This is a genomic window from Maribacter sp. MAR_2009_72 (genome assembly GCF_007827235.1).
Classification (GTDB): domain Bacteria; phylum Bacteroidota; class Bacteroidia; order Flavobacteriales; family Flavobacteriaceae; genus Maribacter; species Maribacter sedimenticola.
Window position 1 is genome coordinate 1,227,888 of record NZ_VISB01000001.1, and the last position, 26,663, is coordinate 1,254,550.

General features: G+C 36.4%; 21 protein-coding genes. All 21 read right to left on the minus strand.

Features of this window, described 5'->3' with window-relative positions:
* Position 1: 1 nt before the first annotated feature.
* The gene (locus JM81_RS05240; protein WP_144801135.1) at positions 2-934 is read right to left on the minus strand and encodes an NAD(P)-dependent alcohol dehydrogenase; all 933 of its coding nucleotides are present in this window, start codon (positions 932-934) and stop codon (positions 2-4) included.
* Positions 935-1,019: 85 nt separating this feature from the next.
* The gene (locus JM81_RS18510) at positions 1,020-1,313 is read right to left on the minus strand and encodes a hypothetical protein (protein WP_222430289.1); all 294 of its coding nucleotides are present in this window, start codon (positions 1,311-1,313) and stop codon (positions 1,020-1,022) included.
* A gap of 33 nt (positions 1,314-1,346) precedes the next feature.
* A complete protein-coding gene (locus tag JM81_RS18515; protein ID WP_222430290.1) occupies positions 1,347-1,925 on the minus strand; it encodes a hypothetical protein in 579 nt (192 codons plus the stop codon).
* Positions 1,926-1,953: 28 nt separating this feature from the next.
* Positions 1,954-2,523, minus strand: a complete 570-nt coding sequence (locus JM81_RS05250; protein ID WP_054557934.1) for a hypothetical protein — start codon at positions 2,521-2,523, stop codon at positions 1,954-1,956.
* 227 nt (positions 2,524-2,750) lie between these two features.
* Complete coding sequence (gene trpS, locus JM81_RS05255) at positions 2,751-3,812, minus strand: tryptophan--tRNA ligase (protein ID WP_054557935.1); 1,062 nt, start codon at positions 3,810-3,812, stop codon at positions 2,751-2,753.
* A 62-nt stretch (positions 3,813-3,874) separates the two neighbouring features.
* Positions 3,875-4,552 (minus strand): hypothetical protein, encoded by a 678-nt coding sequence (locus JM81_RS05260; protein WP_144801137.1) that lies wholly within the window; start codon positions 4,550-4,552, stop codon positions 3,875-3,877.
* Positions 4,553-4,617: 65 nt separating this feature from the next.
* Positions 4,618-5,238 carry a hypothetical protein gene (locus tag JM81_RS05265; RefSeq protein WP_261374969.1) on the minus strand — a complete coding sequence of 207 codons (621 nt, stop codon included), beginning with the start codon at positions 5,236-5,238 and terminating at the stop codon, positions 4,618-4,620.
* A gap of 96 nt (positions 5,239-5,334) precedes the next feature.
* Positions 5,335-5,496, minus strand: a complete 162-nt coding sequence (locus tag JM81_RS05270; protein ID WP_164674148.1) for a hypothetical protein — start codon at positions 5,494-5,496, stop codon at positions 5,335-5,337.
* Positions 5,497-5,866: 370 nt separating this feature from the next.
* Positions 5,867-7,657 carry a helix-turn-helix domain-containing protein gene (locus JM81_RS05275; RefSeq protein WP_144801139.1) on the minus strand — a complete coding sequence of 597 codons (1,791 nt, stop codon included), beginning with the start codon at positions 7,655-7,657 and terminating at the stop codon, positions 5,867-5,869.
* A gap of 432 nt (positions 7,658-8,089) precedes the next feature.
* The gene (locus JM81_RS05280) at positions 8,090-10,315 is read right to left on the minus strand and encodes a CocE/NonD family hydrolase (RefSeq protein ID WP_222430291.1); all 2,226 of its coding nucleotides are present in this window, start codon (positions 10,313-10,315) and stop codon (positions 8,090-8,092) included.
* A 32-nt stretch (positions 10,316-10,347) separates the two neighbouring features.
* A complete protein-coding gene (locus JM81_RS05285; protein WP_144801141.1) occupies positions 10,348-11,082 on the minus strand; it encodes a CPBP family intramembrane glutamic endopeptidase in 735 nt (244 codons plus the stop codon).
* Positions 11,083-11,118: 36 nt separating this feature from the next.
* On the minus strand, positions 11,119-11,736 hold the full coding sequence (locus JM81_RS05290; protein ID WP_144801143.1) for a hypothetical protein: 618 nt from the start codon (positions 11,734-11,736) through the stop codon (positions 11,119-11,121).
* 118 nt (positions 11,737-11,854) lie between these two features.
* Positions 11,855-12,577, minus strand: coding sequence for a LytR/AlgR family response regulator transcription factor (locus JM81_RS05295; protein ID WP_089263195.1), 723 nt, complete (start codon positions 12,575-12,577; stop codon positions 11,855-11,857).
* Positions 12,564-13,670, minus strand: coding sequence for a sensor histidine kinase (locus tag JM81_RS05300; RefSeq protein ID WP_144801145.1), 1,107 nt, complete (start codon positions 13,668-13,670; stop codon positions 12,564-12,566). The genes JM81_RS05295 and JM81_RS05300 overlap by 14 nt, the downstream gene beginning before the upstream one ends.
* An 88-nt stretch (positions 13,671-13,758) precedes the next feature.
* Entirely contained in the window at positions 13,759-15,654 is a 1,896-nt protein-coding gene (locus tag JM81_RS05305; protein WP_144801147.1) for a M1 family aminopeptidase, read from the minus strand.
* Between the two features lie 502 nt (positions 15,655-16,156).
* Positions 16,157-17,215, minus strand: coding sequence for a hypothetical protein (locus tag JM81_RS05310; RefSeq protein WP_144801149.1), 1,059 nt, complete (start codon positions 17,213-17,215; stop codon positions 16,157-16,159).
* Positions 17,216-17,286: 71 nt separating this feature from the next.
* The gene (locus JM81_RS05315) at positions 17,287-19,653 is read right to left on the minus strand and encodes a hypothetical protein (protein WP_144801151.1); all 2,367 of its coding nucleotides are present in this window, start codon (positions 19,651-19,653) and stop codon (positions 17,287-17,289) included.
* Positions 19,654-19,686: 33 nt separating this feature from the next.
* A complete protein-coding gene (locus JM81_RS05320) occupies positions 19,687-21,858 on the minus strand; it encodes a hypothetical protein (protein WP_144801153.1) in 2,172 nt (723 codons plus the stop codon).
* Between the two features lie 13 nt (positions 21,859-21,871).
* On the minus strand, positions 21,872-23,974 hold the full coding sequence (locus JM81_RS05325) for a hypothetical protein (RefSeq protein WP_144801155.1): 2,103 nt from the start codon (positions 23,972-23,974) through the stop codon (positions 21,872-21,874).
* 13 nt (positions 23,975-23,987) lie between these two features.
* Complete coding sequence (locus tag JM81_RS05330; protein ID WP_144801157.1) at positions 23,988-25,976, minus strand: hypothetical protein; 1,989 nt, start codon at positions 25,974-25,976, stop codon at positions 23,988-23,990.
* The gene (locus JM81_RS05335) at positions 25,973-26,662 is read right to left on the minus strand and encodes a hypothetical protein (RefSeq protein ID WP_144801159.1); all 690 of its coding nucleotides are present in this window, start codon (positions 26,660-26,662) and stop codon (positions 25,973-25,975) included. Before JM81_RS05335 ends, JM81_RS05330 begins: the two co-directional genes overlap by 4 nt.
* Between the last annotated feature and the right edge of the window lies 1 nt (position 26,663).

Genomic DNA, 26,663 nt, shown 5'->3' on the forward strand with positions numbered 1-26,663 from the left:
GCTAAATAGTGATGACCACATTTCCTCTTTTATGACCCATCTCCACATATTTATGAGCTTCGGCCATTTTTTCTAAAGAATATACTCTATCAATAACAGGTCTTAGTTTCTCTTGTTCTGCTAACCTTTTTAAATTAAAAAAAGCTTCTTTTGGTGTTAATGGAGTGCCATGATCTATGGATATGTATTTGCCATTCAAAGCCAATACTTTTTTGCTCTTTTCTTTTAGTATCGATGATTTTGAGTTGCCTACGGCATCAATCACATATTTATACCTTTCCAATTGTTTTTCAGCATTTTCTATCGTGTAGTCAATCACCTTATCACTTCCTAAAGAAGTTACTAATTCGAAGTTTCTACCACTACAAACACTAGTGACATGAGCACCCAAATGCTTCGCCAATTGAATGACCATTGTGCCTATACTTCCTGACGCTCCATAAATTAAAACATTGTCGCCCTTGTTTATGCTCGTCTTTTTTAATAAATGAGTAGCAAGCAAGCCACCATAAGGTATCGCTGCAGCTTCCTCAAAACTAAGATTTACAGGTTTTAGGGCTAGATTCCAATCTTCTGGTAAACAAATATATTCTGCATAAGAACCAAAACGAAGTTTGGTAGGCGAGATTGAACCATACGCAAAAACCTCATCCCCAATTTCGAACAATGTTACATCTTTACCTTTGCTCTGTACAATTCCAGCTGTTACCATCCCCAATACAGGGTTTCTTGGACGTCCAAAACCAAATATAAGTTGAAGTATAAATCTGGGGATCAAAGGTTCATTCATTCTCCGAATAAGAACATCACTTGTAGTTACTGAAGTAGCACAGGTTTTTATAAGTACTTCACTATCTTTTGGTATTGGTTTTTTTACATTACTTAGCACCAGGTTTTCTACCCCCCCATATTTTAGACATTCTATTGCTTTCATAATTGTTTTTGTTAACAGCAAAGTTGGTTAAAATGTGGGGTACAAAAGTTCGTATTTTGAAATTGGAACAAACCTTTACTTTTCATTATTCCTTTTTAAGAGCAAAGATGATTTTTGCGTCTACCCAAAAAATATCTACATTTTCAAAATCTTCTGACCCTACATTTCTGCTAAAGAAAAGGTATTTACCGTCTGGTGTTATACTAGCAGAAGCTTCCCAAGCGTTAGTGTTTATTTTGTCGCCTAAATTAATTGCATTACCCCAAGTACCATCTTTATGTTTAAAACTGATATAAATATCAGATTCTCCAAAACCATCGTCCCTTTTAGCATCAAATAATAAATACGATTCATCTGGTGCTATAAAAGGATGGCTCAAAAAGGTTCCTGTATTTATTGCTTTGGGTAAGGCTTATGGCTCTTCATATTTACCATTAATTAAACGCGAATAACGAATTGGAAATGTTGAATCGTTTTCTTTATAAGTGTCAAAATAGTACGTCCCATTTGAAGATGATGAGAGGCGCATAATATACATAGAATCATTACTTACAGTAGGAGGTTCTAGTTTTTGTAATTCTGACCATCCAGCTTCTGTTCTTTTTAGATAGTTGTCACCTAAATGCATGGTTTGTCCGTCTGGAGCTATTACGGGTCTTCCTATCCATGGAGATGCTATTTCTGATTTTTTCCATTCCCCATTAATTTCGTTGTATTTGTATTCGTAAAAAGCTGATTTTTTATTTTCTTCTCCTCTTCTAATAAAATAAAACGCTTTCATATCTGGGGTGAATGCACTATTGACTTCATACAAATCCGTAGACACAAGACCTGGAGCAAATGGTAAAGGTCTTAATCCTGGTGGTTTTTGTCCCAGATATGGGTTTTTAATGGTTGGTATATTATTATCTTTAGTTTTTTGTTTTTTTGCATCACAAGATTGCAAAGAAAGTATTCCAGCGATAAGTAGTGTTATGAAGGTCTTTTCCATTTTGATATTCAAATTATTATTGTTTTTGCTAAAACCTATATCCTATACGCAAGTGCATATTTAATTCCATTTCACTTTTGTTGTTTAAATAACCAGCACGTTTAGCAAATGTGTAACTAAATCCTGCACCAAGACCTGCTTCATAATTAAAGTGTTTACCTAAATTTCTTCTAATTCCCCAAGTGGGTATAATAGAAAAATCACTTACCACAGGAGCATCGTCAGTATTGAATAAGACAAACCAATCTGGATGATAACCCATTTTTAAAGCAATAAAGTTGCCACTATTCCCATCAATTCTTTTTGAGTTTTTTGAACGTTTTTCGAGGTTATAATAAAATCTTGGCTCCACAACTATTACAGGTGTTAGTAGAAATGGAGAATCATAATCATCATAATACGTAGATTCCCAAATACCAAAATCAAAACCAATCTCTGTTCTCAGTGCTAGGGTATTTGATAGTTTTGCTTCATTATATGCCCAGATTCCTAGAACTCCAGTTTGTAATCCGAATGTTGATTTTTCTACACTTGTGTTTTGAGCTTTGGCGATTAATGTTAGTCCGCACAAAGTCAAGGTAATTAAAGTTTTTTTCATGATGATGTTTTTTGATTAATGATGATTATTGATTGATTGATATTTGTATGAAGTTTACCTTCTTGAAAAAGTAGAATTAAATAATGGTTTTAGTTATTTTGTTTTTTTTGAAATGCTTCCGTTCGCCTTATTTGTTCTTCGAGATTTCATTCAAAATCAAATCTATTCTTTCAAAATAAAAAGATTGAATCAAGTCCGATTTCAGTTCTTTGCTGGATGTAGTGCTATTATATTTTCATATTCATTGCCTCAGTGACTTCACTCAACGTTCCAATAGCTGTTTCTCTCGCTTTACTTATACCTTTAAGCAAAATATCCCTGACATAATCTTTATTTTTTTCAAGCTCTATTCTTTTTTTTCTAATAGGCTCAAAATATGTGTTTATGGCTTCTTCTGTTAGCTGTTTAAGTTTTCCTGAACCTTGGTCGCCAATTTTATCAGCAATATCTGTTGGACTTTTATCTGAACATAAGGAAGCTAACTTAAGTAAGTTGGAAACCTCTGGTCTGTTTTCGGGGTCGTAAGATATGTAACGACTTGAATCAGTTTTGGCAGATTTTATTAGTTTTGCTGTTTCGTCAGCTGTTGACTTTATCATAATTGAATTGTTGCGACTTTTACTCATTTTTTGAATACCGTCTAACCCAAGAATAGTAGGGGTATCAGTAAAAAATGCAACTGGTTCTGTAAAAATATTTTTATTGAATTTGGTATTAAAGCGCTTTGCAATTTTCCGAGTTAATTCTATATGAGGTAATTGATCTTTTCCAACAGGAACCACATTACTTTTACAAAACAAAATGTCAGCAGCTTGATGAACTGGATAGATATACATTCCTGCATTAATATTACTCAGTCCTGAAGCAGTAATTTCTTCTTTAACAGTTGGATTTTTGTTTAATTCTGAACTGGAAACTAATGTCAGAAATGGAATAGTTAGTTGATTTAATTCAGGAATATGACTATGTGGAAAAATATGAGTTTTATAATTTTCAGGGTCTAATCCACAGGCTAAATAGTCCAAAGTTAGTTCATAGGTGAATTTTGAAATTTCATTAAAAACATTTCTATCTGTCAACACTTGATAATCAGCAATTAAAATATAAGTCTCAATTCCCAAGCTTTGTAATTTTAATCGGTTTATAATAGAGCCAAAATAGTGTCCAAGATGCAAATTACCTGTAGGTCTATCTCCCGTTAATACGCGGTACTTTTGAGGATTCTTATACAAATCATTTTCTAATAATTTACTTTGCTCTTTTGCTTTTTCAAAACTTTTATTTATCATTTAGCTTGTTTGAATGAAACCTAACAATTAGTTAGGAATAATTAAAAATTTTTGTTCGCATATTAACTTGATTCCTTGTGAGCAAACGATTTATGTGGTTTACGAATCATTGCTATTCCAATCCATACAAACCAAACAATCTGACTAATCCCAAAAATTTCTTTGAATACGACGAAAGGTAAAATGGTTAGAATGCCTGCAAGCGCAACAAGTAGGCCTAAAAAGTTCAATGGTTTTGAGAAAAACGAATATTTTAAAGCTGCTATACTTAAAAGTAATACCCAAATTGCTCCAACAATTTCATTTCCTCCACCAAGTCCTTCTGAAACAATACCAGTACTTGTCCAGATTGATATAGCTTTTTGTGGCTCCTCAATTCCAATTTTAATGACAGAATTAAGTCCAATATTTGCAATCATTCCACTGGCTATAACTAAGCCAACCCAGATTACTCCAAAAACAGAAGCGAGTATCGAAAGATTTGGCAAATTATCTTTTATTTTTTGGTGTATTGAAACAACTAATACAGCAAGTAAAATTCCAAATAAAACATAACTTATTAAGTTTGTTGTTGAAAGCATTACATAGTTGTCAGACAAGAAGTTTACTCTTTCAATATCCGTTGCGTCTGCCTTTGGATACGCTAATATTCCACCATAAACTATAAACGCTATGATGTAGATTAATCCAAGTGAAATTGAGCAAAATCCACCAAGTTTTTGTAATGTTTTTGTATTCATAATTATAAAAAGTTTCTTTTTAATAGGGTTGTGAATAGGGGATAACTCACTATTTATGTTAAAGCTTATAACCAGTTAAAGCCTAACCCTATATTAAAGATTACTGCATCTCTGTGTGCATCTCCTTCTAAAGACGCACGACCCAAAACTAGTTTTGACTGCACATTAAGTGCGAAGTTTTTCTTTTTGTAAATTTCGTAACCTGTACTTGCCATAACAGCGCAACCAAAATTCCAATCGTCATTTACATTATCTTTAATATCATATAGTGCTGGCGAATCTATTGCTAGACCAATTCCACCGTGAATCCACCAACGATCTTTTACCCAATATTGTAGCGATGGAATAAAACCTCCGAAATGCCTGTCATTATCCTGAAATTCATAAATATTTCCTGGCATTGCGGCAGTAATGGCTAGTTTTTCATTTAACATATAGCCCAACTTTAAATCTGGTAAAACAAACGTTCCTTGAGATGTGTCGAACGTTTGAATACCTTCACTATCTTCTAAACTGATTAGACCTCCACCTACTGAAAATTCAATAATAAAGCCATCTCGCTGTGTTGTTGTTGTTTCTGGATTTGCGTTTTGAGCGTATGTTATACTTGATACTAATGCAAAGGCTACGCAAGCCATTCTTGATACCATTTGTTTTTTGATTGTTTTCATTTTAATTGATTTCATGATTGTTCGCTTTTTGATTTTTTGATTTTTGTTTCTGATGTTACAAGCATTAATAGCCAATGCTTAAAAAAAAGTGGAATGTGTAATGAGTGATTTTTATTTTTTATGATTTTTTTTGGCACCATATTCTAATGCTGAACCTATGGCAATCCCTAAAACAAACCACAATTGCATATTTGAGGTCAAGTAACCAACTATAGCACCTAGTATAATCCCTATTCCTAATTTTAGACCCTTTCCACTTTTTTCAATTTTCATTTTTGTTATAATTATTAGATTTTTGATAAAATTAAATAGACTTTGCAAACAAAAAGTTCTACTTTAAAAACCAGAACCAAATCTTTTAATCAGCAAACAGCATTCTAATTAATTGATTTTGAATTTTTAGAATAACTATTCCGATTTGATGGTACAAAGATGCCATGAACCTTGAAGCAACAGTAAACAGTTATGAAGCAAGAGTTATTAAGTTTAGCGCAAGACTATAAATTATGAAGCAACACTATAGATTATGACGAATTTTGAAATATTGCCTAAGTATAAATCAAGTAATCTCTTACTGTTACTAATTTGATGAAGTAAAACTAATTGTAGGTTATAAAAGGAAGGTTCTATTTTTTAATCAGAACTAACTATTACTCTTAAGGTAAGTATTTGGTGTAATCCCTTCTATTTTTTTAAAAAAGGTATTGAACACTGTTTTAGAGTTAAAACCACTATCATACGCTACAGCCATTAAGGTTAAACCTTTGTTTTCCTCTAGAAGAACCCGCTCTTTAAATTCGTTAATTCTATAGGTATTAACATATTCCGAGAAGTTTTTTTGAAACCCCAAGTTTAATAATTGCGAGACATAATTGGCAGGAAGTTCCAAGTAAGAAGCTAAATCTTTTAAGGATAGGTCTGGATTTAAATACAGTTTGTAGTCTATCATTATTTGCTCTAGTTCCTTGCAGTACTTTTTGATTTCGTTGGAATCTAGTAAAGCCTGTTTATACTTCTTTTTCTGTTTATAATTTAAATTATCTGGAATGGCTTTTAGCATGATGTCTTTAAACCTTGTGTGATTTTTAACAGGTTTAAGAATTGGTGATGGATTAAGTAATAAAATTACGGGCAAACGATTATTGTATGCTTGAGTTATTAAATCAATTACCTTTTCGTTATTACCTAACAAGGCATTTACTAATATCAAAAACGTAAATGCCTTATCTACAAGATCAGTATTTAAATACGTCTCTAATTCTTTTAATCCATCATTACACTTTTCCGTTTCATTGAGTTTTGCATAGCACATGGTTTCACCTCCTAATTTGGTGAGGTCTTTCACAGAAACTCCTTCAAGTGAACCGAAATATGTCAAAGCTTCATTTGGTTTGCCTGACATCAATAAACAAATCCCTATATAAATTGGTGGAAAGGGTAACTTAGGGTCTAAATCTAATGCCTTTTTTAGATAAGGTATCGCAATTTTATAATCTTCCTTCAAGTAGTATAAAAAACCCTTGTAATGATGATTTATAGCGGCATAAGGATCTAACTGTAAGGCTTTGTCAAGATAATTACTTGCCGCATCTAATTTTCCTTCTACGGTCAAAAAATTAGAAATGGTTAAGTAAATATCGTCTGCTTGTTGCATCTCCAAAGCCTTATTGGCATGTTCGTAAGCTTTCTTAAGATTCCAGTTTTGCCAGCATTCTATCCAAGCCAAATTCAATTGTGACCTTGATGAGTTTGGGTCTAGCTCTAATGCCTTTAACAAATAAGGTTGGGCCTTCTCGTATGCTTCAAATGCGGGCAAAAGCCCCATAGTTCCCATATTAACATAGGCTAGATTTATATCTAAATAGGGATTTGAAAAATTGGGTGATTTATGTATTACTTCTTTTAAGATATTGATACCCTTTATAGAGTTTTTATAATCTAGTTTCATGATGTAGTACCTTCCTTTCAAATATTCTCTATAAATAGCTACAGGTACATCAATAGCTTCTACTAGCTTATCTTCGATTTCGAGATGCCCTATGTGTTCGCGTAATTTTTCAGCGATAAACAGACTAATTTCATCTTGAATTTCAAAAATATTTTCAGGATTTCTATCAAAAGTTTCTGACCAGAAATGAAAGTCATCCAAAGCATCTATCATTTGCACAGTAATGCGCATTTTATTTTTGGATGTCCTTACACTGCCTTCTATAAATGTAGCTACCTTTAGTTTTTCCCTTATTTCTTTAGAGGTTGCTTTTTTGTTTTTAAAATAGAAGGAAGAAGTACGAGAGGTCACTAATAATACCTTTATAGATGCTAAGGCGTTAATTATTTCTTCGGTTAAGCCATCGCAGAAATATTCATTGTTAATATCATTACTCAAATTAACAAATGGCAAGACAGCTATTGATTTCTTATCGATTACAGGCATTATTCAAAGCTAAATTTACAAAAACCATATAGTTTATTTAACGATATATGGGAGAACCTTGCAAATACTTCTAAAGCTTGAAATGCCATAGAAACAAGTAACCAATTTGGATTCCATATTTACTTCTATGTATATCAATGATACCCCTTTTCAAAATAACTTTTTCAGGGCCTTAAACCTAGATACCGAAAAACAGGAAGTAAAGGTCATGGACTTCACTCTATTCCATAACTATTTGTGAGATGATACCAAATCCATTAAATTAGCCTATGGGGCTCGTTTTCTCAAATATCTTTACAATGGGACTCACCGCATCGTTACTTTTGCTTTGATTAATAGGTGCAACCCTGCAGCCCCTGTCCACGGAAAAAAATAGCCAAAAGGAGAATCGAATAGGCCTTTTTTGCCAATGATATACTAATAAGAATTTGGTTATTCCTTTAGGGAATACCAAACCGGTAAGGAAATACTACTATTACCTGAAAATATAATTTTTAACGGGACTTCTGCATCTTTAATATTTTCTTCATTCACATCCTTCCCCGTTCCATAATTAAGTTGTGCATTATTGTTTTTATTCACATTGACCACAGCTACCATCCTACTTCCTTTTTGTAGCTTTTTACTGATTAGTTTAGAATTGTCGAAAGACACTTGCGTTTTTTGATTCGGTGTCAATAAATTTCTTTGTTCTCGATCTGTAGCATAACTCGCTCTACCAATATAATAGCTTAAATGAAAGTAGTTCCCTTCTGGCGTTAAGTGATATAGGATAACGGAATAATCCACATCTTTTTTATTGATAGTAAATTCAAGATTTCCGAGGAAGGATCCATTGATAATCACATCCTCCTGTAAGGGTTCCGATTTAAAAAGCAATCCATCCTTTATATTGATGTTTTCTTTTTCTAAAGGCCAAGGATAATACCCTGTGTTATTCATGCTTTCTCTATCTTTAAAATCAACAGTTAAATCAATTTTAGAAGTATTCGATTTCGATTTAAGCGCATAAAAATCATCCGTTTTATCATCACTTAAATGAAAAGTCAACGTATCGTTGGTCATGGCACTTAAACTCGGTTTATGCATCCAGGTATTGGTATCCATTACCTGAAAGTTGACTTTATCTTTTAAAATGCTTGGTTTTTCTTTTCCTTTTAAAATGTAATCAAACCACTGAAAAAGAAGACCTTCTTCAATATTTAGTAAAGCCGATTTGTCTAATTTGTAATTTCTAAGGCTTTCATCTGGCTTCGTTTGCGCAGTCCAATGATCATAAGGACCAACTAATAAATAATGATTTGGGTTTTTTGCATATTTGTAATGCTCATTAAAATAATATAGGGCTCCTCTCTGCGAGTCATCATAATAACCAGTAATGGTTAAAATAGGAATGTTAATTTTTGCAAATTCTTGTTTATATGGAATCATTTTTTTCCAATAAGCATCAAAACTAGGATGCGCCATGTAGGTATTCCATAATGTATTTACTTGCCCATCTAAACTATCTAGCTTATTAAAAGCAACTCCTGTTTTGTACCAGGTGTTTTTTAAAGTATTCCAACGATTAAAATCATTTGAAGCATCAAAGTCTAAAAACTTATTATTAGTCACATAAAAATTCCATGAATACGAATAATTGTGTAGGATATTATTTTCCATCGGATAATCAATACCAGGAGCAATAGCAACCATTGGAACAATGGTTTTTAATGCAGGATGCACTTTGTGTTTCATAGAAGCCCATTGTGTAAAGCCATTGTAACTACCACCAAACATGGCTACTTTTTGATTTGACCACGATTGTTTACTAATCCAATCGATCACTTCATAGACATCTGTGTTTTCATATTCAAAAGGCTTTACTTCTCCACTACTTAAGCGTTTTCCTCTGGTATTCGCTATCACTCCAACATAGCCTTTAGAGGCAGATAACATCGCCCCAGTTTCATTGGTACCTGCGTAAATAGAAGCAATTAATACAGCAGGCTTTTTAGTCGATACCTTTCCTTTTCGTTGAATCACTACCACAGAAACTTCTGCACCATCCTTCATTGGTATTATTGTGCTATCGTTTATACTATATCTCCGTTCATGGTCTTGTTTAATTTCTTCAAAATAAAGATCTCTAGTTGATGAAAATACAGTTCTTAAAAAATATTTTTTTACTAAATCCTTGGCGGTTTCCTGTGATAGATTTTCAGATTCTATACTAGAATATGTAGTATTAAAATTATTCACATAATAATCGGTAGGATCTCTAATTATCAATGCTTTATCTAAATTAATAACTTGTATGTCATCAGCATTCTTTACGTATTTTCTATACGATTTTTTAAACGCCCCTTTAAAGTTCTTAGAACGCTTTGCCTCCACATAATGCATATATATATCTAAGTACTGTCTTTGATCTATAGGTGTTTCTTCAATTCTTTTTTTGAACGTAACTAAAGCATCTGCATAATCACCTCTAATTAACTGGAACTTAAACAAGTCTAAATCCGATAAATTTTGAGTATTACATAATGCCGCTAATTGCTTCATCTGTTTTGAAATCGCTATTGAATCCGATAGTTTTACCTTCCTAAATGGCAATTCTTGACCAAAAGAAGTCATACTAATTGCAATTAAAAATGATAATAGGACTGACTTTTTCATAGCTTATTTTTCAAAATTGCAACTAAATTCACTCAAGCGAGAATATCCCAACCTGCAAAACCAATAACGGTATAAAATAAATTGCTTAAGACATGGATTAGAATGGCCATTTTTAAAGATCCTGTTCTTACATATATCCAACCCCAAGTAATGCTAAAGAGAAAATACATTGGCCATAAAATCATGGGGCTATGGCCAGCAGCAAAAATAACAGAGGTAACTAAGATTGCGGCCCAAGAAGGTATACGCTTTGCTAATGACGATTGCAAATACCCCCTAAAAACAACCTCCTCCATTATAGGGCCCACAATGAGTGCCAATAGTAGAAAGCCACTCATTTCGAGTACTCCTCCGTTGGCCTGAATAAAACTAAACATTTTAGAACCACCGCCTATAATGCCTGCTTGGTCAAAGCTTGGCAAAATAACCGACCTATATATCCAGGCTAAAAAATGTGTCGATACCAATGCCGCTATCACTAATAAAACTCCTTTGTTATTCTTGATCTTACTAGCTTGTAATCCTATCTGTGGATAAAATGATTTGCCAGACCTATTTAGGTCCCACCAGAATAGAAACAAGATGATAATACCACTTAACAAGGCAGACGATACTCCAATCACCTCTATAGAAACAGTCTTTGACGGTACAAAGAACTTAAAACTATAAGAGGTTATAATTCCTGCTAAAAGCTGACATGCATACATGACAACAATCGCAAGAATATCCCTTTTTAGTGTTAATTGCGATTTGATGTCTTTGGTCATGTTGATTCATTTAAAAAGTTGGGGTAACCATATATTTCAATTATTTGGTTTTGAATAGTGTTTTAACTCCTCTTTGTACAAAAAATCGTCTTGAGTTTGTGTCATTTTAATAAAGTTTTTTAGTTCTGGAGCATACCACCAAACTTCATCGGTTTGTGCGTTATATCCTCTAGAATTCGAAACGGTTCCCTTGTATTCTATGGTAAACGCCATAAAGGTTCCTGCTGCTACTGTTACTTCCTTAAACGACAAAACCTCTACATCTTGACTTTGCTTTCCTGTGGTACCATCCTGACTGGTCCAATTTTTCTCATATTTCCACTTCTTTCCCACTTCTAAAGGCCATTTATATCTTGGTGTTTCGCTTTCTTCCGGTTTTACGATGTCTGTTATTGGAATCGTATCATTACCTATTGTCATCCCCAAAACACCATCTGCAATAACTACTTCTCTTGTATCTTCTCCCTCTGAACGTACCTGGCCTTCGGTTGTAACTCCCTTATATTTCCAAACCCATTTTTCTCCAACGGAGTAATCTGATAACGTTGGCTGCTTAGCGATTTGCAGGGTGTCATTTATACAGGAATAAAGTCCCCCAGTTATAAAGACAATTAGAATTATAGGTAGCTGATATTTACTTTTAAAATGCCTCATAGCAATATTTTATTCATTAAAATTATACTCATTTATGAAGCAAAGAAATGGTAAGTTTTTCAATGTAGAAAGGGAAAGTACAGGAACGTAGATATACGTAAATAAGCGTAAAAAGAGTTTATAAACTATTCCAATTTTTGAACTTAACTGATTGCCTACTAGACACTTCTACTTTTTTGCCAGTAGTTAATATAATTTGTAATTTATTATTGAAGTAAGGGTGAATCTCTTTAATGTAATGTATGTTAATCATTTGACTTCGATTAACGCGAAAAAAGACTTTAGGGTCCAATTTTTCTGCTAATAAATTTAAAGAACGCTTAATCATGGCTTTATCTGAACCAAAATGCAGCCGCGCATAATTTTCTAAAGATTCTATAAAATGAATGTCTGTTAGCGGAATAAAATGACATTTCTCTCCGTCTTTTATAAATATCTTTTGATGCATGGGTAAGGTTGTAGGCTCTAATTTTACCCTGTTAGAAAGTTCTTCCTTTACCTTTTGAATAGTTTTAGAAAAACGCTCATCTCGTAAAGGTTTTACTAAATAATCTAAAGCATTCATCTCGAAAGCCTTTACGGCATATTGATCGTACGCCGTTGTAAAAACAACGTCTGGTACATTTGTTAATTCTTCCAATAAATCAAAACCAGATTTACCTGGCATATGAATATCTAAAAACAATAGATCGGGTTGTAGTTCTTCAATTAAAGATATGGCCTCATCTACATGACTTGCTTCACCTATAATTTCAAACTCTTGATGTTTTTCTAATGCGCGTTTTACTTCTTCTCTTGCTAAACGTTCATCATCAATGATTATAGTTTTATATTTTTTCATCGTCTATATTCATTGGAATTATTATTTCTGCAACTACACAGTCATTCTCATTTTGAGTTAAACTATAACTTGCCTTACCCTTATATTGAATTTCCAGGCGTTTATTTAAGTTTTCCAGACCTAACCCAACACGTTCGTTTTTATGAATTACACCAGGATTCTCAACGTTAATATGAATGTAGTTATCCCTCTTTTTTATTTTCAAGAAAACAACGCCACCATCCACTCTTAAATCGATTCCATGTTTAATTGCATTTTCTACTAATAACTGAATACTTAACGCAGGAATCTTGTAATTAAGTGCTTCCTGATCAATATCGGTTTTAAGTTGAAGCCGATCTTCAAAACGCATTTTTTCTAATTCAATATAATCATAGACTAAAGAAAGTTCATTTTCAATAGGAATTAAATCTTTGTTTTTTTCATATAAAGAAGAACGCAACAAATCTGATAATAAATCAATAGCTCTTCTTGCGCCTTTAGGGTTTTCTATTACTAATGATTTAATAGAATTTAAGGAGTTAAACAAGAAATGTGGGTTTAATTGCGCTGCCAAATTATCTAACTGCGCTTGTTTTGCAATTAGAGAAAGTTGTGCATTAGTTTTGGAAGTTTGTACCTCCCTTTGATAAAAATGATATAAATGATATGCAAGTAGCCAAATGGTCATATGCCTCAAGCCAGTAATTAAAACAGGATTCCATATAAAAATAGGATTCCAAACAAAAAGCTTGCTAATAGCATCATTTTGCCTATCTACTAAAGAAATATAGGCAGACGTTTTAAGATTCATGAACAACATAAACGCCAAGGAAAGAACAAACAATGCAGGAATTACTTTCCAAATCAAATTTTTCATACCTAGTTCATTCCACTTTCGCCGCACTGCCATAGTCCTATACGCATGTGTTATTGCTATGCATATAAAAATGTCTAAGAAGTAGTTGATAATGGCATGAGAGATTTTAAAATCATCTCTTAACAAGGCGATATAAAACCAAAAAAGGGAAACCAGCCCCCAACCGATTAACTGGCACTTCCAGTAAAGGGATGTTCTAGTAGTAATAGTATTTATTTTTTTTTTGCTACCCATGTTTAGACAAAGACACAAAATACTTTTTAAATTGAAAAGTAAAAGTACAGGAACGTGAAATATAAAGCTTAAGTGTTATTTATAAAAACTATACTCCATACCCCACGTTATTATTGGCCTGATTAACTTCTTCAAATAGATCAACTATCACATGCTGAAGCGAATCTGGTGTAACCGCTCTAAAATAGCCAAACAAGTCTTGACTGGTGGCATAGCGATTGGTATTTATTTTTAGCTTACCATTTGTAGTATTCCAATCTTCCAAAAAGCGTCTTAAAGCTTTATTGACCTGCTCCTCGCCTATTGCCTTTTGAAATTGATACATGTTAATGGCACCTTTAGCATAATAAATATAGTCTTGATTATCTACTAATGCTAGCGTTGGTTCAGCTCCAGACTCTCTGAGTTTGCCTTCTTCGTATTTCTCTATTTGCAACTCTAAAAATTGCTGAACCTTTTCTTTTGGATAGTGCGCTTTTAAAACCATCATGGCTGCATATTGAGAAAGCGTTTCCAAAATAAAGTATTGCCCTTTTACATTTGCGGCTTCTACTTGCATAGCAAACCATTGGTGGGCAATTTCGTGTGCAGTTACATAAAATGCCATATCTACATCGGTTTCATCATCAATATCTAAAACAAAACCTATAGATTCTGAGAATGGAACAGTGCCAGGAAATGATTGTGCAAATTGCGCATAACGCGGAAACTCCATGATACGTAACTGTTCATATTGATACGGACTGAAATTTGTGCTATAGTAATCTAATGAGGCTTTCATAGCTGTCATCATTCTATCTATGTTGTACTCATGACCTTTATGATAGTAAATTTCTAAATCTACTTGTTTCGAAATAGTATCAGATTTTGAAATCCATTGGTCTTTTTTTATGTCATACCTTGCTGAAACAATTGAGTAAAAATCAATCATTGGAATTTCCATTTTATAATTAAAATAATTACGATTATTTTCTGTCCACTCCCTCAATAAATTCCCAGTAACTAAAGCTGTTTGGTCAATGTCTGTTCCTATAATCATTTCAAAATTAATACCATCAGAATCACTACCAGACCTTGCGTTAACTAATTCTTTCACGTCATTTCTATTTGCTCTATTTGTTCTTTCAGACAAATTATATTCTGAACGTTCTTCGCTATCACTTAGCTCATATTTTCTGTTGTAGCCTAATGTTGGAAAGTGTTTATTGTTAAAGAATGTTCCATTTTCAACAATATTAGCATTTGAATTACCTGCTTCAAATCCATTCGTAGTGAATGATTGCTTAAAGTTCATTTTAATTGAATCTCTTGGATTCAAAGGGTTATGCAACTGATAGATGGTATAATCGTAGGTAGCGTATGTATTATTTTCTGTTGCGCCTCCATCAAAAGTGACAGCATCCAATGTGATATTCTCTTCAATTAGTTTCTGAATATGAATCTCATTAATGGGTTGCGCATTGGTGTTTTTTAATATATAATACCCTTCCGCAGTATAATCTCTTGATGAAGGATACAATTCCACTTTTAAATTCACATCTACTATTTTGGGCTGTGGTATATATTCAAACTGTTTGAGTTCCTTTTCATAAGCTACTCTAAATTCAGTTGCTTTAGTATTGGTCCAATAGGTGTTTAAAATATTCGTATTGTAAAAGATTAAACTTCCCATGAGTATAAATACTAAAAAGACCATAGAACCAACTTTAAAAAGCGGCTTGCTCAATCTGTTTTTGCTAGCTCTTATGCGTTGCATTAAATTGGTTTCAGTACCTCTTACGTTTACTAAATACCCAATAATTAGTAATAGTATTCCGAAGAGAAACCAATACGATTTAATTAACAGATAGGGTTTTAAAAAATGACCATAACCATTCATATCAGAATACGTTCCTAAAGCACTTCCTCCGAAAAAATATAAATCGTGATCAAACACGAATAAACCTAAAGCAACATTGGCTATAAAAAACACAATCACCAACATGTCAAAAAAATTGAAAGTAATATGTTGACCGATTTGTTGACTTTTTAAGGTGATTTTAGAGTAAAAAAATAGATTCTAAGAAAAGTTATCAAAAATAAAAACCTGATAATCAAATGATTATCAGGTTTAAAATGTTAACGAAATGTTAAAGTCGGGGTGGCAGGATACCACTTATCGTTACAAACGATTGATTGTCAGTATATTAATCGTACTTCTCCAAATCAAATCCCTTTATGGACACTTGATGAAAATATTAGCTTAAGAACGTAGTTTTTTGTGTTATTTACAGTATAAAATTAGGGAATATATTCATACAATTTCATCTAATCACTTTTAGTTGAAAAAAGAGCAGTTTGAGACCTACAATTATACAATTGTGAAAACCTTTATTCAGTAAAATGCAAATATTTACAATTAACCTATGGATAACAAGGATAATGACTCTGTATTCTTTTGTTTATTCATTTTATGAGATAGTCTTTGAACAATAATCAGCTTAACATTAAAATTGTGTTGTTATATCAATAACCGAACTACAAGATTCTTTACTCATCCACTCAGACACAGTTCTATCTCCATCGATAGTAATTTCGGTAACTCTATAGCGCATAGGAGCATTTACATAAATGGCATAAGGAAAGGAAATGTATTTGGTATGAATATCCGAATGGCTTTTTAAAAACTTGATGGTAACAATTACTTCCTTTTCATTACTTACGCTCTGCGCTTGAATCTCCACTATTTTTATGTAAAGATCAGATCTAAGGTTGTTTTTGAAATCATAACATCTAATTTCCGTGCCTGCATAGGCAGGGGGCACTTCTTCGTTCAAATCCATTTGTTTTATAGTATCTGGATATTTTTCAACATCTATGCGGATGGGTAGGACATCGGATTTCAAAATTCTATTTTCTGTAATCTCTCCGGCCTTGCCATATTCTTCGGAAAGTGCTTCTATCAGCTCCTTGGATCCTGCAGCTTCCATTTCATCATTTTTTTTAAAGTCGGCGTAATACTCATAATCCAAACTTATACCCAATCGTCCATTCCTAAGTTGATCATTTAGTACTTGAGATTCATGGTTGTTCAACTTTATGGTAAATGATCTTTTAGTCCAATAGGTCTTGGATGTGGAATAGCCGGCCTTGGTCTTTGCATCCAGCGCACCATCTTTTTGTATTTTTTCTTCCTCATTTTCTATAGATCCGATTACTAATTGTGTACGGATTTGGGTAATGGGCACCGGAACTAATTTAATCGCCCTGTTTTTAAGTGCTCTTTTAATAGCCATTATGCTATCGGCCGTCATTTTTTTCATTTCAACCCCAAACTGCAATAGGCTCATAAAATTTTTTTCACCTTGGTCGTTATAGCATTTGGAACCGGTGTATCGCATGTCCAGAAACTGAAAGTCTGGCTCGTCATTAGTGTTATGGGACAAAAACAACTCCCCTGGTTCGTAATAGTATAAAAAGGGATCAGTCATGTCTTGAAAAACGGTGGTTCCGTTTACCTTCTTACGAGACGTAATGTCTGGTTGTGCAAGCAGTAAGCTCGTCATAAAATTGGTTGACAACAATATAACAACCCACATCGATTTAAATCTGATCCCTGAATCCATCTTTCCACTTTTTAGTACTGATCGTTATTGGGATCTTCTTGTTCCTGCTCATTTTCCCCACCTTTATCTTCAGTCTTGGTGCTGTCTTTTTTCTTCGTTAACAATCCTCCCAAGAGTTCTACAGCTTTGTTCACTGCATCTTCTTCATTATGTATTCCCACCGAATCTTTTATTTTCTCAATAGCACTATCTTTTGCATTGTTCAATAGATCATTTTTTTTCTTGTCCGGAAATAGCCTATCGATTTGTTTCTCGCCCAGTGCGAGTAAATTGGAATTGCTATCATGCCATTTACTACGATGAACATCCCCATCGTTCATCACTAGGATAAGTTGATATTTATAAAGAAGTTCTTTTCCTTCTGGAACAAAAAACTGAATACCGTCCAGCGTTAGACCATCTTCGGTTATTGACATGGGATCCAATTCAATTTCATTTAGTCCATTGGGATCGGCCTGAATGGATTTTATCAAAAGCTTCATGGAATTTGCGCCTGAATATTCAAGGGCATTAATTACCTGAACCTCCATATTAGCGATTTCACTGCCTGAGGTGCCACCGATAATTTTCCGCTTTACCGTTTGGTTACAGGCTTCACAATCTTCATCAACCTCATAATTCAACCAAACACCAAATAATGGAGATTTTGATAATTTATTGAAAACTGAAGGGTCACTATTCACTTTGAAAATCGCACCAGGCTCTACCTTACTTCGCTCAAGATCTATGGTTTCAAAATACAATCTGGCTCCATTCTTTTTAAGCACGGTTATCTTGTTGGGATACATGGGATAATCCAGATAATTTGTCCAACCTTCCAACAACTCGCTTGCGGTATCGAATTTTATTTTTCCAAAGGTATCGAACGTATTCACCTTTAGGTTAATACCAACACTCTTTACCGATGTACTATCGCCATACGGTTTAAAATGCATCATAGCACCTACGGACTGGTTCAACATTGCACCAACAAAATTATCGATGTTACTGTCCATTCTCCAATCCAACACAATGGGTTGCTTGTAATCTGAAGGAATGTTGGTGCTGACACTGGCTGGTTCAATATTAAAACGTGACAGCAAGCCTCCAAAATCCACTTCGGGCGCATCGCGCAGATCCAAAGGAAGCAGGGTAATCTTTTTTCCTAGCTGTTGTGTCAGCATCTTTTCGGCAAGGTCGATATCTTCGCTTTTAATGTTCGGAGTGAGTTCTATGTTCAGTAATACGCTCCCCCTTTTATTATCATCCGAGGACATATAAAATACATTGAAGGCATAGTCATTGGCCTCTTTGTTCCATTTTAACGTGAATTGCTTCGGCAAGTAGTAATAGACTCCCGATTTGGGGTTTTGATCTTTGTAGATCTCATCGTAAAAATTAAAGGTTTCTTTAAGTATGTCCATTTGGGATACCGTTGAAAACGACACCGCCAACTTGGCATCAGGGCCGATCCGATCAGTATCCTTGGCGTTGGCCGATGCAATTGGCTTTACCTTTATTAGGCCAACATTTTTAAGAATATTGTGGTTGACCAAAATTGGAGAATATGGGGTATTATTACTGTTACTCGTAGTGCTTGTTCCGGTATGGCTTGTCGTCAATACATTAAATCGAACGCCTTTTGGCATTGCTTTTCTATTTTGATTGTAGGTAGTCCATTTCTTCCCATTGTACCATACACCCGTAATATTCGGATTGTAAACGTTCTTCCAATTTTGGGTTGCGAACAAAGTCGAAGTTCTTGGTAGGGTTACCGGAGCGTTCATTTCACTGATATGACCGCTAGAGGTATTGGTATATTTAAAAGCGTAAAGCGCTGTGCTGCCGATTTTATTTTCACCTGGGTTTAATACCAACACGTTGAATTTTGTACCCACAGGCATTTTCTGCTTTGTGTTTTCATTGAAAATTTTCCATTTACCACCACTATACCATACCCCGACATTTGAGGTATTGTACTTCCCGTAGTTCTGGGTAACAAATACCAATGCATTGGGTTTGGCATTGGTCAATCGCGACGCCAAGGTTGTGATATGCCCTGCTGTATTGGTTGCTGCAGTGGTATGCACAAAGGCCTTGCCGCTATTAGGCTGGACCACCATTACATTAAATTTGGAATTTTTGGGAATGGGTTTTCTGTTTTGATTGAATATTTTCCATTTCCCTGCGGCATACCAAACTCCTATCTCGTTAACGTTGTAGGCCCCATAATTTTGGGTAACGATTAAGATCGCATTGTTCTTCCCGTTCGTGTGCGGGCTATTGATGGTAGTGATATGCCCTTGTGTATTGTTAGGGCTTGCCACATGTTTAATAATATGTTGTGCGCTCATTTGGAACGCAAATAAGAGGACGACTATTGTTATAAATTTTTTCATGATTTCTTGTTTTAACTATTAATAAAGCGATTATTACCATGTGCTTACATTGGCCCAAGCACTACTATTCTCTAGGATTTCCTTTAAGTAAACTGGCAAGCGATCTCGCACCCTTGGGTTTCTTTCCGTAGCAGTGGTAGAAGCAAAATAGTACATATAACCTTGGGCTATTGCCTCACCGGCTCCTTGGGTGTGTCCTTGATAATCGGTTTCGCGGAGATATCTTCTGGCTTCTTCCTGATGGGCTGAAACAATATTGAAATCCCTGTCTATGAAATGGCCGATCTCATGAAGAAGGGTAAAGTTTATTTTTTGATTTCTTCTTTCCGTCAGTGAATAGGCCGAGATTTTTATCCATTCGTTAGCGCGGTTTGCTGGGCTACATCTCCATGACGCACCCCCTCTTTCCGGATGACTCAGAAAATAATTAGGGCCATCGTCAGATACTATGATAATCTGTGGAATAGCATTTATATGGGCTACCGGTAATCTTGATAAAGTCTGTTCCAAGTTGCTTTTTTGTGCTTCGGTGGCATTGAATACAGGAACGGAAACGCCATTCGCCGTAACGGAAGATTCCGTTCCGAATGAAGGCCAATCCCGGCAGTCACCATCCGCTTGGGTCGATGCCTGTGAAGTCCCTTCATCGCCATCTTCAGATGACGCAGCCCGGGAAGATTCATCCAAATCATCAGTAGCTTGAGGAGTATTGCTGTTTGAACTTCCAGAAGGCTCAAAATTAAAATCCTGGACTCCCGGCAACAGACTCTGATTTACCCCACATTGTATGGATACATCGGATATGTTGTCCCAAATTCTGGACTGTCCGCTTCGTGAAGAGCCAGACGAATTCGGAATTGGTGGGATGGGTACAGTTCGCACTCTATCTTTAAAATAATCCCAATAAATGTCCAATAGCGTAGTGTTTAATTCGCCGCTGAACATAGCATTGAACTCACTTTTTGAGCTGGCTCCGTAGCCGGTAAAAAAATCAAAATAAGCAAGTGGTAAAATGGGATAATACGGTTGGTCTTGCACTCCGGAACTTTCTAATTGATTCTGAATTTCAGCCAGTGAATCTCCTCTTGAGGTCAGGCCAAGTGCAAATTTATTAACGATAAGCGCAAACGGATCTTGCTCTTGATTTCCCCTAATCTGGGTATTTACTTTCTTTACCGCCCAAATAAAGGGATCGATATCCCTAACGTGCAATGAGGTCAACCCCAAAGCCATGGCCGTAACCACTTCGTTATGAACGATAAATTCCGGGTTTAAGTTGCGAACAGGGTAGGTGGAGTATTCGGGATGGGACCCATGCTGTACGCCCGCACCATGAACCGCACTAATTTGATTGTAAAGCCACACATCATCGGAGTACCCCATAATGCCTCTAAATACCCTAAAGAAACCATGCGGAACCTCCCTTTCTACCATAATGGAGCCATTATTGGCAAACCATCTTAAATACCGCTGTAGATCATTATTATCAAAGAGTATACTGAGAACATTCGCGATTCCTTCCTTATAGGCCTGTCTTTTGTTTGGAACGGCCTCCACATCAAAGTGAGTGCCATCATGGCCGTACCGATACAAATGGTTCATTACCGTGAATCTATCGTTGAGGGCACTAACAGGATCCTGAGTATGCATAAACTCGTGAATAAATGTAGCCTTAAGCTTATCGTAGCCCTTGGCAGTAGCATAATGCTGACCAATATGGACATACCCTCCCCAGTTGGGATCGTCCTCTCTTGAGATATATGCCGCACAGGGCCAAACATGATAATCCGTGGCACTATCACTACGATCATAATCCGATACACATGGTTTTAGACTATGTGCATATTGCGATCTGGTAATAGAATTTGCATCTTTCCACAGGTACACTAAAATTTTTCGATTGTTTAATTTTAATACTTCCGCAATAGCATGTTGAAGGGTGGCATCACCTCCGCTACTAGGGTCTTTAAGTACCGCCCTTATAAAATTTTGGAGATCGTCTATTCCGGAATCTTCCCAAAAACGGCCTGTTTCAGTTCCTGATGCGACACTGGTGTTCACTATTGGAAAACGTCTATCCTCCGTTGGTTCCGGAAAATAAGTGAAGCGCAACAAGTTTCTTATGGTTTCTGTATCACTCTGGGCATATGAATTAACCCCTATAAGAATGAACAGTGTTAGTATAATTTTTTTATATGTTTTCATGATTTCTTATTTTTTAATTACTTGGTAATTCATCAACATGAACAACCTCAGAAGAAGTTGTTTTTCTCCCTGAACTTACTTCGTTACCACCCCATAACCTCCAAGTGATTTCGTATGCGTATTCCTGATGGTTTTTAGGAAGCATAATCTCAACTTGGCCATTTAGAATGTCTTTGGAGGTGTTTATGGTAAATTGTTTGTGTAGGTCGTCCCCACCCCCAAGATTGTAGATGATCTTTACATCAATGGAGCGCACATTCGCTTCTTCCAGCAAATCTCTTTCCGCTTCGATAGTGATGCGTTTTTGTTGTAATGGAGCACTTAAATTGATGGTGTTTTTATTGCTTGGCGTCCATTCCGTTTCAAATTCATTTCCTCCAAAAAAGCTCCATCCGACCTTGTATTCAAAATCCAACCACTTGGACCTGTCATTATCTCCTTTCCAACCGTACATTAGGGTAAACAGATTCCCTTCCTCATTGAAGTTGTCCCTAGTTACACGAACCTCATCATAACTGGTTTCTCCAGACTCATGGGGTTTCTTTATCTGTAAGGAAGCGTAGTTAATGAATTCCGAGAAGTTTTCCAGATTAAACCCATCTATGATGGCCAGTAACGGTCGCTGTTTGAACACTGGGTCATCGAGATTAATTTCCCTAAAGCACGATTCACAGTCTTTTCTATTTACTCCCAGATTACCTCCAAAAGGCATGGGTACTACCGTTGGTAATGTTTCTTTAAAGGATATCACCTTATCCCCGGTAATTTTGACCGTTCGCTTAACAAAAGACGCTACAATTGCCAGCGAGGGCACTTCTTCTTCCTCGCGTGTTTCGGCGGTTACCTCTTCCCGCTGTTCCGCTTCTCTTGGAATGTGTACTTCTTGCTCAACATTTTCAGGTGTTACTCCGGCTTCCGTAGGGGTGCTACTGCCGCCGGTATCCTCACCGTCCGTTGAACTTTCCTCCGACTCATTTGTTTCTGCATCGGAATCTTCGGAAGTCGCTTCGGAATTTGCGGCATTTTCTCTTTCGATCCTCGTTCTATTCGCTTCATTCTCTGCATCTACTCTTTCCCTTTCTCGTCTGTTTTCCGTGCGAATTCGGTCGTTTTGTCTATCCACTCGCTCGTTCTCTCGGCGATTCTCGCTTCTTATTCTATTGTTTTCAGATCGAGCCTCCCGTCTTGAGGAATTTAGCACTCCCGAGGCCCGATCTAAATAAGATGGTTCTTGTCCGTTTAACCCTGCCAATTGGCTCAAGTTAGGCCCATCGGAACTCCCTAGAGAAGTGAAAAATTCGTTGGTAGCGTGTTCTATTGCTCTGTCTATAGCCTCTTGCATCTCAAAATTTTCCCCAATTTTTTCGATTTCAATAGCTCCGTTGTCTATCATTTCATCTAAAAAAACTCCGACTTCAGCCGCTAACCAAGGCGTGGCTACTCCTGCCTGCATGCGCTCATGATTATGTATTTGCTCTCTATGAATGGTGATTTTTGCCTCCATTGGGGAATTGTACCCCGCCAACTCCATATTAAAAGTGAAAGTCACTAACGGATTTGGCGTATTAAAGGAATCCCAAAACAAGGTGGCCGAGCGCTTATCCAGTTGCAGATTCACGGCAATATTGGCCCCCTGAATCGTTGGTGCGGCGGCAATAGCCACTACCTCTTGTTGTTCTGGGTCATTGATTTTTGGAATGGAAACAGTTACGGTTCCTCCCTTAAATATGACAGGTCCAACTATTTTCCCTTTAGAATTAATTCTTTTTAGGGCTGTTTCCGCATCTTTGATTTCGTCGGAAGTTGGACCGTAGCCAAAGACACTATGAAAAACCGCACCGCCAAGACCTTCGTCAGTTCCGTCATCTTGATTATGCACCCATTTTACTAGTGAAAACTTTGGGGTTCCGTCATCATTCCTCGCTACGCGCACCGTTTTGGACATATACCAATAGGAATCCGCATCTTTTACACCTGGAAATAACATCAGTTTTCCGGCTTCCACGGGTTTGTCAACCGTAATTTGCATAGTGAAGTCTCGCTGTGCAACCAGTTCGACCACTGTAAAGAGCAATAGCACAACTATTGCAATTGTATTTTTAAAAGTATTTTTCATGATTTCCAGTTTTTTATTTAGACTCGTTGTCGGTTTTGACCACCTTTAGTACATCCTTGAACTTATCAAGTATCTCGGCAGCTTTCGTTACTTTTCCATCATTTCCGGGCTTGAGAAGTACCTCTCCGGCCTTTACTGCCATATCCATATAATCGGGGTCTTCATCTTTAAGTTCCTGTGGAATGGAAGCATAGACGTAGTCATCATTTATTTTGACTTCCCAAGGCAATACCATTTTACCTAATTCTTTATGTGTAAGAACATAGCGGTAGGCATACCCTTGTGTTTCCCTATCGGTAAATATGGTTTTCTCTACCAAAGATTCTCCCTTTGAGACTGTGATAGGAATATTCTGTTCTACCTCACTACCAAATTTGGAATATCTGACCTGCAATGTGGCTCTCGCAACTTTAATTGCCTCCAACTCCTCCAGATCGGCTTCGAACTCAATAGTTCTTGGCACAATGGGTGGGGCAAGTGTTACTCCTTGCCAATCGCCCTCTATCCATTCTGGATTCTTGGGATAAACATGCCCGCCTCTTGTGCTCCATTGCGTTCTATACTTGTAGGTATCCGAGTTCGTATCTTCCCCACGTGCATAGGTAATGGCTGCCTTAAGCCCTTTTTCCTTTAAATACTCATGGTCGATGGTAATCGCATCGTTAAAGTCGTTTCCAGAATCACGCTCTTTCTTAATACTTACCGTAGCGTAATTGGCCTCTCCTTTTTCAAGCAGTTCCTTGGCTTCGTTGTCAAGTATAAAATTGATGTCTCGATGTTGAAAAAACTTATCGTTCAACATGACGGAGGCGACACATTTTTCGTTATCCTTCACCCCATCGTACCAGCTTGCAAGGTTGCCTGTAACGGTAAAAGGCTTTTCCATTGCCAAGCGCAGGTCTAACCGATAGGTTTCCGTACCTCTTTGCATGGATTTTTCAATGTAGGATCTGTTGAAGGTGTACTTTCGTCCATATTTGATATTGGGCATGGCTTCTTTTTCCCTCTGTGTTGGTGGAGCTAGATCTGCGGATTCCGATGATTCGGTCATCTTATTCAAAAAGAACTCAAAAAAAGCTTCACGCACTTTAGTGACCCTTTCGTCAGCCACAGTTTCGTCCCAATCGATCTTTATATACTCCCTTTCAAACATTTCATCGACCACCGAGCGCGCTTCATCGTAAGAGACGCTATCGACCACTGTTTTTCTACCAACTAAAAGCGTGGCAATCCCTCCGAGTATACCTCCCCTGCCTTTTTTACTGGTATGCTTTTCATATTCTGCGGAATCTCTCTCAATGTGGCTTTTCATTTTACTCCAGTTCACGAAAACCTTGCCTTTTGCTGCCGGCACCCTGGTCGTATACATATAGCTAAGTTCTACCGAGAGGTCTGTAATAGCCATGTCCTTTTCAAAAGTAGCAGCCAGTAATTGGGCACCATGTGGACTTAGAGAGGAGGCAACGGCAGCACGGCCACCTTCTAGAACTGGAGCACTAAAGGATTGCACTACGGATCTTGCCAGCTTATCGTCACCTAAAGTCGCCGAGATAATTTTCATGGATTTTTCTCCATCTGGTTTTACATCCATCGCCCCCAAATACTTGCTTCCGGGTTTTGCACCCTGCTCCCCATTTTTAAGAATGGTTTCCAGTTCGGTACGTTGTGCCGGGGTAAGACCCCAATGCATCAACATGTGTAAAAGAGCACCGCCAATACCGCCGTCAGCCTCCTTTTCTTCAGTAATGTACTTGAGAAAGAGAAACTCTGGATAACCCTCCGGGGTTTGCGCCAAGCGAAGATTGACCGGTAAGGCACGGTATTTTTTGCTTTTCCTATCGGAGAGACTATGTGCCTCTCCAAAGAGGATTACCTGTGTTCCGTCGCTAAGTGTTATGCCCAATCTGTTTCCATCATCGATAATTTGAGCGTTCAATGATGATACTCCCATAATACAGCAACAAATAGCTGCGTAGGTCAATCTTCTTATTTTAGTTTTCATAATATTTGATTTAATAATTCATATAAATTCTTTGTTAATGTATGTTCTCTTCTGCACCGCATTCCCGTTTCATTTTTTCTGAAATTGAGAATATACCGCATACTTATGCTGACATTTTTTAGATCATCCCCATTATCTTTTAAGGCATCAGCCAATATTTTGGCTTCTTCTTCATTAAATTGAAAGGAAGTGGCAATTTTGGTATTGGACATTGTGGGTGTTGTACCAACACTGGCTCTTGTCCCTTTCAAAATTTGGACAAGCTGGGATTTTCCTTCAATGGTAAATCCGTTATCCCCGTCTACCACGGCTGGTATTACCGCACCCATTAATCTAGCGTCCTCGCCCTTAATTGCCACTAGCGATTCCTGTGCCTCGTTCAATTGATTTTTGGTCAGGCCCCAACTAATTAGAAAATGCATAATGGCGCCTGCGGTAATCTCTCCTTCTTTATATTCCAGAAAACTGAACTCTGGCTCCTTGTCCTTGGTAGTAGAAAATTGCAGGTTCACTGGCAGATAATAATATTGGTTATCATCATTGGTAAGGCCCCATTTTTTATGAACCCTTATGTCAAGGCCGTCGGATAGGGTGATGTCCTCATATGCATCTGCATACAGATTCTGGGATATGAGCGCATGGGTGCTGAGCAGTAGTACCATTACTATGTATAATTTCAGTTTCATG

Bases quoted from the DNA above. Each gene is read 5' to 3' on its own strand.
- JM81_RS05240 (WP_144801135.1), bottom strand. From the start codon at position 934: ATGAAAGCAATAGAATGTCTAAAATATGGGGGGGTAGAAAACCTGGTG.
- JM81_RS18515 (WP_222430290.1), bottom strand. From the start codon at position 1,925: ATGGAAAAGACCTTCATAACACTACTTATCGCTGGAATACTTTCTTTG.
- JM81_RS05250 (WP_054557934.1), bottom strand. From the start codon at position 2,523: ATGAAAAAAACTTTAATTACCTTGACTTTGTGCGGACTAACATTAATC.
- trpS (WP_054557935.1), bottom strand. From the start codon at position 3,812: ATGATAAATAAAAGTTTTGAAAAAGCAAAAGAGCAAAGTAAATTATTA.
- JM81_RS05260 (WP_144801137.1), bottom strand. From the start codon at position 4,552: ATGAATACAAAAACATTACAAAAACTTGGTGGATTTTGCTCAATTTCA.
- JM81_RS05265 (WP_261374969.1), bottom strand. From the start codon at position 5,238: ATGAAATCAATTAAAATGAAAACAATCAAAAAACAAATGGTATCAAGA.
- JM81_RS05270 (WP_164674148.1), bottom strand. From the start codon at position 5,496: ATGAAAATTGAAAAAAGTGGAAAGGGTCTAAAATTAGGAATAGGGATT.
- JM81_RS05275 (WP_144801139.1), bottom strand. From the start codon at position 7,657: ATGCCTGTAATCGATAAGAAATCAATAGCTGTCTTGCCATTTGTTAAT.
- JM81_RS05280 (WP_222430291.1), bottom strand. From the start codon at position 10,315: ATGAAAAAGTCAGTCCTATTATCATTTTTAATTGCAATTAGTATGACT.
- JM81_RS05285 (WP_144801141.1), bottom strand. From the start codon at position 11,082: ATGACCAAAGACATCAAATCGCAATTAACACTAAAAAGGGATATTCTT.
- JM81_RS05290 (WP_144801143.1), bottom strand. From the start codon at position 11,736: ATGAGGCATTTTAAAAGTAAATATCAGCTACCTATAATTCTAATTGTC.
- JM81_RS05295 (WP_089263195.1), bottom strand. From the start codon at position 12,577: ATGAAAAAATATAAAACTATAATCATTGATGATGAACGTTTAGCAAGA.
- JM81_RS05300 (WP_144801145.1), bottom strand. From the start codon at position 13,670: ATGGGTAGCAAAAAAAAAATAAATACTATTACTACTAGAACATCCCTT.
- JM81_RS05305 (WP_144801147.1), bottom strand. From the start codon at position 15,654: ATGTTGGTGATTGTGTTTTTTATAGCCAATGTTGCTTTAGGTTTATTC.
- JM81_RS05310 (WP_144801149.1), bottom strand. From the start codon at position 17,215: ATGACGAGCTTACTGCTTGCACAACCAGACATTACGTCTCGTAAGAAG.
- JM81_RS05315 (WP_144801151.1), bottom strand. From the start codon at position 19,653: ATGAAAAAATTTATAACAATAGTCGTCCTCTTATTTGCGTTCCAAATG.
- JM81_RS05320 (WP_144801153.1), bottom strand. From the start codon at position 21,858: ATGAAAACATATAAAAAAATTATACTAACACTGTTCATTCTTATAGGG.
- JM81_RS05325 (WP_144801155.1), bottom strand. From the start codon at position 23,974: ATGAAAAATACTTTTAAAAATACAATTGCAATAGTTGTGCTATTGCTC.
- JM81_RS05330 (WP_144801157.1), bottom strand. From the start codon at position 25,976: ATGAAAACTAAAATAAGAAGATTGACCTACGCAGCTATTTGTTGCTGT.
- JM81_RS05335 (WP_144801159.1), bottom strand. From the start codon at position 26,662: ATGAAACTGAAATTATACATAGTAATGGTACTACTGCTCAGCACCCAT.